This is a genomic window from Janthinobacterium amylolyticum (genome assembly GCF_051380655.1).
GTDB lineage: Bacteria > Pseudomonadota > Gammaproteobacteria > Burkholderiales > Burkholderiaceae_D > Janthinobacterium.
Genome location: NZ_JBNYXL010000009.1, coordinates 238425 through 250760 on the forward strand (window position 1 = coordinate 238425; position 12336 = coordinate 250760).

At 62.7% G+C, this 12336-nt stretch carries 11 protein-coding genes and 1 other RNA gene; 11 read left to right on the top strand and 1 reads right to left on the bottom strand.

The features are described from left to right. The first annotated feature begins 29 nt into the window (after nt 1-29). The 10 genes from ACQ4WR_RS20345 (at nt 30) to ACQ4WR_RS20390 (ending at nt 9756) form a co-directional block, all read left to right on the top strand. Nucleotides 30-1340, top strand: a complete 1311-nt coding sequence (locus ACQ4WR_RS20345) for an NAD(P)/FAD-dependent oxidoreductase (RefSeq protein WP_102295833.1) — start codon at nt 30-32, stop codon at nt 1338-1340. Beyond that, nucleotides 1330-2127 carry a DUF1365 domain-containing protein gene (locus ACQ4WR_RS20350; protein ID WP_102295835.1) on the top strand — a complete coding sequence of 266 codons (798 nt, stop codon included), beginning with the start codon at nt 1330-1332 and terminating at the stop codon, nt 2125-2127. Before ACQ4WR_RS20345 ends, ACQ4WR_RS20350 begins: the two co-directional genes overlap by 11 nt. Beyond that, on the top strand, nt 2124-3359 hold the full coding sequence (locus ACQ4WR_RS20355; protein ID WP_436489531.1) for a class I SAM-dependent methyltransferase: 1236 nt from the start codon (nt 2124-2126) through the stop codon (nt 3357-3359). Before ACQ4WR_RS20350 ends, ACQ4WR_RS20355 begins: the two co-directional genes overlap by 4 nt. Before the next feature lie 2 nt (nt 3360-3361). Further along, complete coding sequence (locus ACQ4WR_RS20360; protein WP_102295837.1) at nt 3362-3910, top strand: chalcone isomerase family protein; 549 nt, start codon at nt 3362-3364, stop codon at nt 3908-3910. Next, a complete protein-coding gene (locus ACQ4WR_RS20365) occupies nt 3907-5187 on the top strand; it encodes an MFS transporter (protein WP_436489533.1) in 1281 nt (426 codons plus the stop codon). The genes ACQ4WR_RS20360 and ACQ4WR_RS20365 overlap by 4 nt, the downstream gene beginning before the upstream one ends. Beyond that, nucleotides 5184-5735: a DUF3833 domain-containing protein gene (locus ACQ4WR_RS20370; protein ID WP_436489535.1), complete on the top strand. Its 552-nt coding sequence runs from the start codon at nt 5184-5186 to the stop codon at nt 5733-5735. The genes ACQ4WR_RS20365 and ACQ4WR_RS20370 overlap by 4 nt, the downstream gene beginning before the upstream one ends. Then, nucleotides 5732-6499, top strand: a complete 768-nt coding sequence (locus ACQ4WR_RS20375) for an SDR family NAD(P)-dependent oxidoreductase (RefSeq protein WP_102295567.1) — start codon at nt 5732-5734, stop codon at nt 6497-6499. The genes ACQ4WR_RS20370 and ACQ4WR_RS20375 overlap by 4 nt, the downstream gene beginning before the upstream one ends. Beyond that, the gene (locus tag ACQ4WR_RS20380) at nt 6496-6960 is read left to right on the top strand and encodes a nuclear transport factor 2 family protein (protein ID WP_436489538.1); all 465 of its coding nucleotides are present in this window, start codon (nt 6496-6498) and stop codon (nt 6958-6960) included. Before ACQ4WR_RS20375 ends, ACQ4WR_RS20380 begins: the two co-directional genes overlap by 4 nt. 974 nt (nt 6961-7934) lie before the next feature. Then, nucleotides 7935-9020: a porin gene (locus ACQ4WR_RS20385; RefSeq protein WP_436489540.1), complete on the top strand. Its 1086-nt coding sequence runs from the start codon at nt 7935-7937 to the stop codon at nt 9018-9020. Nucleotides 9021-9171: 151 nt separating this feature from the next. After that, nucleotides 9172-9756, top strand: a complete 585-nt coding sequence (locus ACQ4WR_RS20390; protein ID WP_436489542.1) for a hypothetical protein — start codon at nt 9172-9174, stop codon at nt 9754-9756. A gap of 71 nt (nt 9757-9827) precedes the next feature. Here the strand turns inward: ACQ4WR_RS20390 and ACQ4WR_RS20395 are convergent, their stop codons facing one another. After that, nucleotides 9828-11531 (bottom strand): thiamine pyrophosphate-binding protein, encoded by a 1704-nt coding sequence (locus ACQ4WR_RS20395; RefSeq protein ID WP_436489543.1) that lies wholly within the window; start codon nt 11529-11531, stop codon nt 9828-9830. A 244-nt stretch (nt 11532-11775) separates the two neighbouring features. On the opposite strand from ACQ4WR_RS20395, the gene rnpB reads away from it, so the two are divergent. After that, nucleotides 11776-12135: RNase P RNA component class A (gene rnpB, locus ACQ4WR_RS20400), an RNA gene on the top strand. The last annotated feature ends 201 nt before the right edge of the window (nt 12136-12336 follow it).

Genomic DNA, 12336 nt, shown 5'->3' on the forward strand with positions numbered 1-12336 from the left:
TCCAGGACAAACTTAACACAGGTGTATTCATGAAAATTGCCGTCGTCGGAGCAGGAATTGCAGGATTGTCGTGTGCCTATCGCCTGGCGCAAGCTGGCCAGGATGTCACCTTGTATGAGGCCGGCGACTATTTTGGCGGTCACAGCCATACGGTGGATGTGACGCTCGATGGTGCCACGCATGGCGTCGATACGGGCTTTCTCGTGTTTAACCACGCCACCTACCCGAACCTGGTGCAGCTGTTCGACGAGCTGGGCGTCGAAGCGGCAGACAGCGACATGTCGTTTTCCGTGAAGATGCCGCTGGGTACCGCATCCGATGCGCGCGTGCTGGAATGGGCGGGCGCCAATTTCGATACCGTGTTTACCCAGCGCAGCAATCTGCTGCGCCCCGCCTTCCTGCGCATGCTGCGCGATATCCTGCGCTTCAACCGCCAGGCCAGTGCCCTGGCCACGGGCGGCGTGCCGGCACCGGCCCTGTCGCTGGGCGAGTTTCTTGACCTGCACGGCTATGGCGAGGAATTCCGCCACTGGTATTTGCTGCCGATGGCCGCCTGCATCTGGTCGTGCCCGGCGCGCCAGATGCTGGCCTTTCCCTTGGCCACCTTCATCCGCTTCTGCCACAACCATGGCTTGCTGCAAGTGAGCGACCGGCCGCAGTGGCGCACGGTGCGCGGCGGCTCGCGCGAGTATGTGAAAAAATTACTGGCAGGCATCCCGCAGCAGCGCCTGGCGTGTCCCGTGCTGGCCGTGCGCCGCCAGCCGCACGGCGGCGCACGCATGGTCGAGCTGCACACGGCGGCCGGCGTCGAGCATGTCGACCATGTCGTGCTGGCCTGCCACAGCGACCAGTCGCTGGCCCTGCTGGGCGATATCCGCGACGATGAACGCAAGGTGCTCGAAGCCGTGCGCTACCAGCCGAACCGGGCTGTGCTGCACACGGACGCTTCCTGCCTGCCGCAGCGGCGCCGCGCCTGGTCGGCCTGGAATTACCAGGGTCGGCCGGCCGCGCAGGGTGATGCACCGCAAGTGTGCGTGCATTATTTGCTGAACCAGCTGCAGCCCTTGCCATTCACCACCCCCGTCATCGTCTCGCTTAATCCGCTCGACGAGCCGGACCCGGCCAAGGTCATCGACGAGTTTTCCTATGCCCATCCCGTGTTCGATGGCGCCGCCATCGCCGCCCAAGAGCGCCTTGCCGGTTTCCAGGGCACGCAGCACACGTGGTTCGCCGGCGCCTGGACCGGGTATGGCTTCCATGAAGACGGCTTGAAGTCGGGCCTGTCCGTGGCCGAAGCGCTGAATGGCATGGCGGCGGCGGAGCTCGGCCATGCCGCGTGATCCCGGCCAGCCAGCCCAGGCGCGGCCCCAGCTGTGCCTGGGGCTGGTGCGCCATGCGCGCCTGCGCCCGCGCGCGCATGCCTTCAGCTATGGCATGTTTTATCTGCGATTGCCCCTGCGCAGCATGGGCACGCAGGATTTCGCCGCGCGGCTGATTTCGCGCAACCGCGCCAATGTGCTGTCCTTCCGTGACAGCGACCATGGCGATGGCGCGACGCCGCTGCAGGAGTGGATCGATGGCCTGCTGCGCCAGCATGGCGTGACGGACGCGGGCGGCGAAATCTGGCTGCAAACCATGCCGCGCATGTTCGGCTATGTCTTCAATCCTGTCAGCTTCTGGTTTTGCCACCGTCCCGATGGCGCGTTGCGCGCCGTGCTGTGCGATGTGCGCAATACCTTTGGCGAACGCCATTTGTACCTGCTCGACCACGGCGATGCGATCGCCTACGGCAGCGAGTTGCGCGCGAAGAAGATTTTCCACGTCTCGCCTTTTTGCAAGGTGGAAGGGCAGTACCGCTTCCGTTTCCTGCGCAATAGCGAAAAGGCTGGCGAGCGCCACCTGGCCAGGGTCGATTACGACGACCTGGACGGCCCGTTGTTGCAGACCAGCCTGGCCGGCACGGCGCAGCCGCTGCGCGATGGCGCCATCGCCTGGGCCCTGCTGCGCTACCCCTTGATGACGTTTGGCGTGATGGCGCGCATCCACTGGCAAGCCTTGCGCCTGTGGCTGCGCCGCGTGCCGTTTTTCAGCAAACCCCTACCCCCACAAGAAAAGGTGTCACGATGAGCTCCGACTCCCTGCCGACCGGCCTGCATGCGCGCAGCAGCACGGCCGCCGACCATGCGCATCTGGACCTGCCCGCGAGCGCGCGCATGATTCTGCGCCTGCTGGAAAAATTGCAATATGGCGCCTTGCGCCTGCGCACGCCGGACGGCAGCGTCTTGCTGTACGGCGACGGCAGCCACCCCGTCACGCTGGACTTGCACAACTGGCGCCTGTGCGCGGCCGTGCTGCGCTCGGGCGACATCGGTTTTGCTGAAACGTTCATCGCGGGCGACTGGCGCACGGACAATCTGCCGGGCCTGATCGAATTGATGATACGCAACCGCGCGCAGATCGAGTCCTTGATCTACGGTAACTGGTGGGGCAATGTGATTTACAAAGTCCGCCATTTGCTCAACCGTAATTCGCGCAAGGGCAGCAAGAAGAATATCCACGCCCATTACGACATCGGCAACGCCTTTTATCAGCTGTGGCTGGACCCGTCGATGACGTATTCGAGCGCCCTGTTCAGCGACGGCGCCAGCCTGGAACAGGCGCAAGTGGCCAAGTACCGGCGCATCGCCGGTCAGCTGCAGTTGCAGCCAGGCGCCAGGGTGCTGGAAATCGGCTGCGGCTGGGGCGGCTTTGCGGAAACGGCGGCGCGCGAGCATGGCGCCCATGTGACGGGCCTGACCTTGTCTACCGAACAGCTGGCGTATGCACGCCAGCGTCTGCACGACGCGGGGCTGGCGCAACAGGCTGACTTGCAGTTGTGCGATTACCGCGACAGCGCCGGCCAGTACGACGCCATCGCCTCGATCGAGATGTTCGAAGCCGTGGGGCAAAGCTACTGGCCCGGCTATTTCGCCTGCGTGGCGCGCAACCTGAAGCAGGGCGGCCGCGCCTGCATCCAGACCATCGTCATCGCCGACGAGCTTTTCGAGCGCTACAGCAAGAGCACTGACTTTATTCAGCAGTACATTTTTCCGGGCGGCATGCTGCCGTCGCCGGCGGAGTTTCGCCGCGCCGCCGAAGCGCAGGGCTTGCGCGTGGAAGACGCCTTCAGCTTTGGCCTCGATTACGCGGAAACCCTGCGCCAGTGGCGCGCCAGCTTCCTGGCGCAGCGCGTGGCGCTGGAAAAACAGGGCTTCGATGGCCGTTTCCTGCTGACCTGGGAGTTTTACCTGGCGTATTGCGAGGCCGCTTTCCTGGCCCACAACACGGATGTCATGCAATTTACCCTCATCAAGGAGTGACCATGCGCCGACTGCTTGCCGCCGTTGTGCTGTCCTTCAGCGTATTTGCTGCCGTTGCCGCGCCTCCGGCCTTTGTGACCGGGGATGTGCCCGAAGCCCGCCTGGCGGGAGAAGGCGATTACACCTGGTTTGGCATGCGCATTTATCAGGCGCAGCTGTGGGTGGGCCCGCTGGGCTACCAGGGGGCGGCGTCCGAAACGGCGCCGTTCGTGCTGGAACTGCGCTATGCGCGTTCGCTCGACGGCAAGAAGATCGCCGAAGCCAGCTACGAACAGATGCAGAAAATCGGCGTGGGCACACCGGAGCAGCGCCTGGCCTGGCTATCGACCATGCAGCGCATCTTTCCTGACGTCAGGGAAGGCCAGCGCATCGCGGGCGCCTACCGGGCCGGCATCGCGCCCGGCGTGCGCTTCTATCTCGATGGCAAAGTGCTGGCCGATGTGAGCGATGGCGACTTCGCGCGCGCCTTTTTCGCCATCTGGCTCGCGCCCGCCACGACGGCGCCGAAGCTGCGCAGCGCGCTGCTGCAGAATGCGGCGCCGCTGCCATGAATGCCGGGGCTGGCGCGTTGACCTTGCCGGCCTTGTTCCGCTATGGCCTGTTCGGCTTGCCGCTGGCCATGCTGGCGCTGCCCATCTATATATATGTCGCGCCGTTTTATGCGCAGCGCAGCAGCCTGGACCTGGCGCAGATCGGCGCCGTGCTGCTGGCGGCCAGGATCGCCGCCGCCTTTATCGATCCGGCCCTGGGCGCCTGGATGGCGCGTGGCGGGCGCGCGTATGCCGTGTATGTCGCCATCTCGCTGCCCTTGCTGCTGCTGGGCTTTGGCGCCCTGTTCCATCCGCCCGCCATGCAGGAAGCGGCCACCCTGGCATGGTTCCTGGCAACCTTGCTGCTCGTCTACACCGCCTACGGCCTGGCCAGCATTGCCCACCAGAGCTGGGGCGCCGCGCTCACGCAGGCGCGGGCGCAGCGCGCGCGCGTGGCGGCCGTGCGCGAAGGCTGCGGCCTGCTGGGCGTGATCCTGGCGGCGGGCCTGACCGCCGTTTTCGGCTACGACGGCTTGTCGCTGGCCTTTGCCATCTGCCTGCTGGCGTCGGGTGCGCTGCTGCTGGCGCGCGCCCCCCGTCCCGCCGTGCACGCCAGAGCCCAAGCGCCGTCGCCCGGCGGCTGGAAAGTGCCGTTTCGCCAGCGCGCGTTTCGCTGGCTGTTTGCCGTGCTGCTCGTCAATGGCGTGGCGGCCGCCATTCCCGCCACCCTGTTCCTGTTCTTTGCCAGCGACTATTTGCGCCTTGGCCACTACGCGGGTCCCTTCCTGATCGTGTATTTTTGCGCGGCGGCCGTCTCGATGCCCGTGTGGGTGGCCCTGGCGCGCCGCTTTGGCGAGGCGCGCGCCTGGGGTGGCGCCATGCTGCTGGCCGCCGCCGTCTTTGTCTGGGCCTATGGCCTCGGCGCGGGCGCCGCCTGGGGTTTCGCGGCCATTTGCCTGCTGTCGGGCCTGGCCCTGGGCGCCGACCTGGCCTTGCCGCCGGCCCTGCTGGCGGGACTGATCGGCGCTGCCGGCCATGCCGAACGGCACGAAGCGGCGTATTTCGGCTGGTGGAACTGGGGCGTGCAGATGAGCCTAGCCCTGGCGGCCGGCATCGCCTTGCCCCTGCTGGCCTGGCTCGGCTATGTGCCGGGGCAGGGCGGCGGCTTGCCAGCCCTCTCGGCGGCCTACGCCTTGCTGCCCTGCGTCCTGAAATTGCTGGCGGCGCTGCTGCTGTGGCGCGCGCCCCTGCAACATATATATACACATACTACGGAGACCCGCATATGCGCCTCATGACTTTTTGCAAACGCGGCATGACAGCGGCGGCCTTGCTGCTGGCGCTGGCCGCCTGCTCCACGCCGCCCACGCCGGCCACCTACGCGCAGGAATTGCCGAAGCTGGACCTGCAGCAATACTTCAATGGCACCCTCGATGCGCACGGCATCTTCCAGGATCGCGGCGGCAAAGTCGTCAAACGCTTCACGGTGGTGATGCGCGCCAGCTGGGTGGGCGAGACGGGGACGCTCGACGAGGATTTCACCTATTCTGATGGCAGCAAGCAGCGGCGCGTGTGGACCTTGCGCAAGACGGCGCCGGGGCGCTTCATCGGCACGGCACCTGACGTGATCGGCGAGGCCGTCGGCGAAGTGGCCGGCAACGCGCTGCGCTGGCAATATGTGCTGGCGCTGCCCGTCGATGGCACGGTGTACCACGTCGACTTCGAGGACTGGATGTTCCTGATGGACGACAAGGTCATGCTCAACCGCGCCGCCATGAGCAAATTCGGCTTCGGCCTGGGCGCCGTGACCCTGTCGTTCAGCAAGCGCCCGCAGGCGGCCCCATGAATCGCAAGATCAGCAGCTGGGCAGGCAAGCACGTGTGGATCATCGGCGCCTCCAGCGGCATCGGCGCGGCCTGCGCCAGCATGCTGCTGGAGCAGGGCGCGTGCGTGGCCCTGTCTGCGCGCCACCGTGCCAGCCTGGAGCAATTGTGCGTAGGACAGCCGCTGGCGCTGGCCTTGCCGCTCGATATCACCGAACCGCTGCAAGTGCGCGCCGTGTGCGATGAGCTGATCCGGCAATGGTCGCATGTCGACCTGATACTCGTGGTCGCCGGCGGCTACCAGGCCATGCGTGCCGACGATTTCGACCTGGAAGCGGCGCAAAGCCTGCTGGCCCTGAACGTGGGCGGCGTCTTCAATTGCCTGGCGCAGGCCTTGCCGTTGCTGCTGCGCCAGGGCGCGGGCGGGATCGGCATCGTCGCCTCGGTGGCAGGCTACGGCGGCTTGCCGAAGGCGCTCGCCTATGGCGCCAGCAAGGCGGCGCTGATCAACCTGACGGAGTCGCTGTATCTGGACTTGCATCCACGCGGGATTGATGTGTATCAAATTAACCCTGGCTTTGTTGCCACCCCCTTGACCGCCGGCAATGATTTCACGATGCCGGCCCTGATCACGGCGCAGCAAGCGGCGGCGGCCATGCTTGATGGCATCGAACGGGGGCGGTTCCACATCCACTTCCCCAAGCGCTTTACCAATAGCATGCGGCTGGCGCGGCTATTGCCGTACCGCGCGTATTTTTGGTTGATTCGCAAGGTAACAGGACTATGACTGAACAAGAGAGCAGTGTCGTGCCCGCTGTTGCCCCCGAAGGCGCGCTTGCGCGCCTGGTGGGCTTCTATGAAAACCTGAGCCTTGAAGGGCTGGCCCAGCTGGGAGCCGTGTATGCGCCCGAGGCCCGCTTCAAGGACCCGTTCAATGAGGTGGCGGGGCATGCCGCCATCCTGGCCATCTTCGAGCACATGTTCGTGCAGGTCGATGCGCCCCGCTTTGTCGTGCTCGACAGTATGGGACAGGGCGAACAGGCGTTCCTGACCTGGGAGTTTCGTTTCCGCATGAAACGCTGGGTCGCGGGGGAACAGTGCATCCGCGGCGCCACCCATGTGCGCTTCGATGCGCAGGGGCGGGTCGTGCTGCACCGTGACTATTGGGATGTCGCCGAGGAACTGTACGAAAAATTGCCATTGCTCTGTGGTTTCATGCGCCTGCTGCGGCGCGCAGGGCGGCGTTGATGCCGGCGCGTCGCCATTTCAGGCAAGACATGGCTGAAGGGTGGCGGCAGGCCCGGCGAAATGTTGTGCAAGAAGCTTGATCTGGGTCAAAGTGTCGTTTTTTTGAAACAAATATACCGAAATATTGAGAAGGCAACATTGTAAGAAATTGTTTCAACTGATGCGCAATTTGCAAGCAATAGTCGTCCGCGACCGGCGTCGGGCACCTCCGCCAAATGGCTGAGGTCGGCATGGAAAATAGTTCTGCCAATGCAATTTAAATTACCGGAAAGTCAGTTATTCCATTGTCAGTCTGCCTAGTTTACTAACGCTTGCGCCGACGTCGAAATTTCTCCCTACGCCCCGGAATCATGCGGCGGCGCACCAAAAAAGTGCGCACTATTTCCCATTTTCGGGCACGCCACGGCAAACATTGGCAATGCGGTGTATGCTTCGTCCCGTTTATCCATTATCACCTTACAAATTGTGCGCTTTGTCGTGTAAATCATGGACGGCGAATGACGGGTAAAGCATGTTGACGTTTTAATCATGCGCCTGATACTGTTGCACTAATACAACGGGTGTTCACAAGGCATGCGCTATGATGGAATGGTCAATCAGGCCAATGCATTGGTTGGCAAGGGGCACTGGCTCTGTCGCGTAGTACGGTTGGCGATGGTCGGGATGCCTGAAAAAGCCCTCGGCCTGGTACCGGAAGTAACATGTTGGAACTTGATGGAATGTGAAACGGTCGTTATAGTGCCGCTTCCGGTGCCCTCTGAGCACCCGAAACGGCGCACGAATGACGGTCGTTATGCAGCCTCAAGCTTATCGGTGCAATAGCGTGCCGATACCGATATGAATGTTCCTCTGACCGGAACAGCAATGTGGCAGGTGGAGACCTTGCCCTCACTCATAAAAAGCGCTCTGTTAGAGCGCAGCTCGAGATGCATAGGCTGTATTACTTTTTGCTTCAAAAATTAAAGGAAATTGCAATGAAAAAAACTCTGATCACCCTGGCAGTCCTGGCAGCAGCCACCGGCGTAGCCCAAGCTCAATCGAGCGTTGTTATCTACGGTACCGTTGACGCTGGTTTCGTCAGCGAGCGCGGCGGTGTTAACGGCAACGTTAACAAGCTGGACAGCGGCGTTGCTTCGGCTTCCCGTATCGGCTTCAAAGGCACCGAAGATCTGGGCAGCGGCCTGTCGGCACTGTTCGTTCTGGAAACGGGTTTTAACGTTGACAACGGTACGCAAGACAAAGCCGGTTCGATCTTCAACCGTCAAGCTTACGTTGGCCTGAGCAGCAAAACGACCGGTACCCTGACCCTGGGTCGTCAATACACGCCTTGGTACAACACCCTGTCGAAAGTTGCTGACCCATTCGCAGCTGGCTACGCTGGTTCCGCTAAGAACTTGTTCCCAGCGAACACCCGCACCAGCAACACCGTGGTTTACGCTTCGCCAAGCTTCAACGGCTTTGACGCTGACGTAGCTTACACCTTCGGCGAAAACGCTGATTCGAACAAAATCGGCCGCCAAATCGGCGCGTCGGCTGGCTACTCGAACGGTCCTCTGAACGCTCGCTTTGCTTACAACAACACCGACAACACCCAGTTCGAAATCGGTAGCGCACGTAACTACCTGCTGGCAGCTAACTACGACTTCGCAGTTGTTAAAGCTTACGTCGCATACGGCGTGAACAAAGGCTACAACAGCACGATCGCTAACAACGCCGTACAAAACGCTAACGGTTCGTTCTCGACCCGTAACGCATTCGGTGGTGTTGACGCTCCATTCAGCCGCGATAGCAACAACATCCTGGTTGGCGCAACCGTACCTGTCGGCACCGCTGGCACCGTGATGGCTTCGTTCATCCGCACGAACGACAAAGACGTTGCTAACGCTGATGCTGATCAATGGGCACTGGGTTACTCCTACGCTCTGTCGAAGCGCACGAGCACCTACGCTTCGTACGCCAAGATCAAGAACAAAAACGGCGCTGGCTACACCGTTGGTAACAACAGCAATGTTGGTACGGGCGACAAAGCCTTCAACGTTGGCGTTCGTCACTCGTTCTAATATTCGCGCAAGCGAAGCTTAGTACCGCTGCAGGCATCCCTTCGGGGATGTCTTCAAGCAAAGAAACGCGTCTCCAGGCTAGTCCTGGCGGCGCGTTTTTGCATTCGCGGCGGCAGTTATAATGTTGCTGTTACTAAAGTATAGGAATGCCATGTATTCAATGAAATCGCCGCGCCTGGCCGCCATGCTGGCCGCGCTGTTGCTGGCAGGCGCCAGCGGCGCCGCTGCCGCCGCCGTCAAGGGCAAGAAGCCTGCCGGACTGGAACGCTATGGGGTGGCCGTGTATTCCGACCTGTGCCTGCAGAAGGACAGCGGCGAAATTGGTGGCCAGCGCGTTACCCTGCACCGGTTTGCCGAGGCCGATTCCGTCATCTATGAGTTCACGGCAGGCGCCCTGAGCTGGCCCATCGTCGCCAGCGACGTCAATCTCGATGCCGCCACGGGCGCGTTCGACTTCACCATTACGGGCGCCGACAGCGAAGAGCGCACCATCGCCGGCAAATTTTCCAGGGATGGCCAGACCCTGACCCTGGAAGGCGATTACTGCGGCGGCAATGTGCGCATGCCCATGAAGCTAAGCCGCGTGCGCGACTTTGGCCGCGCCTTGAAAACGTGCACGCCATGCCCGGTCGTGCCCGAAGCGCCCGCCGAGGCGGCACCAGCCGAGCCGGCACCGGCCGAGCCGGCACCGGCCGCGCCCCTGCAGGAGAGCGCGCCCGCGCCGTCCGCCGCGTAGCTTGTTGTCGTTTGAAATGAAAAAGGCCCGGTATCGACCGGGCCTTTGCCATTTTGCAGCCTGCAGCGGGCTTATTTTGCCAATTGCGCCTTTTCCGCCGTGGCGCGGATGGTGGCCAGGGTGGCGTTCGGCGTGATCAGGTTGCCGTCATAGCGCAGCTCGATCAAGGCCGGCAAGCTGTGTGCCTGGGCATGCGCCAGCGCGCGCCGCAGGGCGGGAGCGAACTCTTCCGTTGTATTCACCACTTCGCCGTGCGCGCCATACGCCAGCGCCAGCGCCGCGAAGTCCGGGTTATGCAAGGTCGTGCCCGATACGCGGCCTGGGTAGTCGCGCTCCTGGTGCATGCGGATGGTGCCGAACATCTGGTTATTGAAGACGATGATGACCACGCCTGCCTGATATTGCACGGCGGTGGCCAGTTCCTGGCCATTCATCATGTATTCGCCATCGCCGGCAAAGGTGATCACGGTGCGCTCGGGATGCACGATTTTTGCCGCCACGCCGGACGGCACGCCATAGCCCATGGCGCCGTTGGTCGGCGCTAGCTGCGTGCGCATGCCGCCGTAGTGGTAGAAGCGGTGCGCCCACGAGGCATAGTTGCCGGCGCCATTCGTCAGGATGGTGTCAGCCGGCACTTGCGCCATGATCTCCTGCGTTACCTGCCACAGGTCGAGCGGCGCCTGGCCATCCTGGAAGATGGGCGGCTGCTGCTGGTAGGCGGCCAGCTCGGCCCTGGCTTCGGCCGGAGTCTGCTGCCAGGCGGCTGCGTCGACGGGCGCCATGGCGGCCAGCATCGCGCATATTTGCGGCATGCCGCTGTTGATCATCAGTTCAGCCTGATAGACGCTGCCCAGTTCCTCGGCATCCGTGTGGATGTGCACCAGGCGCTGGCGCGGCACGGGCGAGTCGAACAGGGTATAGCCGCCCGTGGTCATTTCACCGAGGCGCGGGCCGATGGCGATGACCAGGTCGGCTGCCTTGACGCGCGCGGCCAGTTTCGGGTTGATGCCGATGCCGACGTCGCCGATGTAGTTCGGGTGGGCATTGTCGAGCAAGTCCTGGAAGCGGAAGGCGCACGCGACGGGCAGATGGTTGCTTTCGGCGAACTGCTGCAGGTCGGCGCAGGCTTGCGGCGTCCAGGTGGTGCCGCCCAGCAGCACCAGCGGACGCTGCGCCCCGGCCAGCATGGCGCGCAGCTGCTGCAGCTGTGCCGCGGAAGGGGCCGCCTGCACGGGCTGGTAGGGGCGCGTATCGGCCACGGCCGCCATGGATATAAGCATGTCTTCCGGCAAGGCCAGCACGACGGGGCCGGGCCGGCCGCTGGTGGCCACCTGGAAGGCGCGCGCCAGGTATTCGGGGATGCGCTCGGCGCGGTCGATCTGCGCCACCCACTTGGCCATCTGGCCGTACATGCGGCGGTAGTCGATTTCCTGGAACGCTTCGCGGTCGACGAAATCGTTGCCCACCTGGCCAATGAAGAGGATCATCGGGGTCGAATCCTGGTAGGCCGTGTGCACGCCGATCGAGGCATTGGTGGCGCCCGGTCCGCGCGTGACGAAGCAGATGCCGGGCTTGCCCGTCAGCTTGCCGTAGGCTTCTGCCATGAAGGCGGCGCCGCCTTCCTGGCGGTTGATGATGAAGCGGATGCCCGAATCGTGCAGGGCGTCGAGCACGTCGAGGTAGCTTTCGCCAGGCACGCCAAAGGCGGTGTCGACGCCGTGGATCTGCAGGGCATCGACCAGGATCTGGCCACCGGTACGGGATTGTTGCGTCATGTTCGGCTCTTTATGTTCTAGTGGGGGTGGCAAAGAAAAATCGGACAAACGGTGCGCATGCGCCGCATCGGCACGCGCGCAGCTTGCGCCATTCTATGTGAGCCGATTTGGCCCGGCTTTTGAAATGGCGACACCGAATTACACAATCCCCCAGGCGGGGGGGCGGCAAAGGGCCCGGACAGCCGTGTCGCACCCGCACAGGCCTTTTTGCAGAAACATGCTGCGGCGCGGTACAATGCCGGGTGAAGCAGGCCAGACAGTCGCTGGCTGGCGCAGCAATGCGCCGGCGGGAGGAAGGTCCGGACTCCATAGAGCGGGGTGACGGTTAACGGCCGTCCGCTGAAAGCCGACCCGGCGTACTTGTATGTTGGGGGAGTATAAGGCGAGGAATAGGGCCACAGAGACGAGCGTATTAAGTTACGGTGAAACGCGGTAACCTCCACCTGGTGCAATTTCAAATAGGCACGCGATGATGCTGCTCGCGGAGCGTGCGGGTAGAAAGCTTGAGCGCCCGAGTAATCTGGCGCCTAGAGGAATGACTGTCATAGCGCCGACCGCAAGGAAGGCGCCGTAACAAAATCCGGCCTACCGGCCTGCTTCACTTGAATTCATGCTTCCTGGCGCGCCAGGCAGCGACATGGCGCGCGGCAGATGGATGCCGCGCGCCACCCAAAAAGCCCCCGCAACGGGGCTTTTTTTGTTTCTAAAAATATAGCGTTTAAGATAAAGTTGTATATACAACTAAAAATGAACAATTGGTTAAAGTTTCTTGGTTTTAATTAATTGCTGCATTGCAAAATAAGTT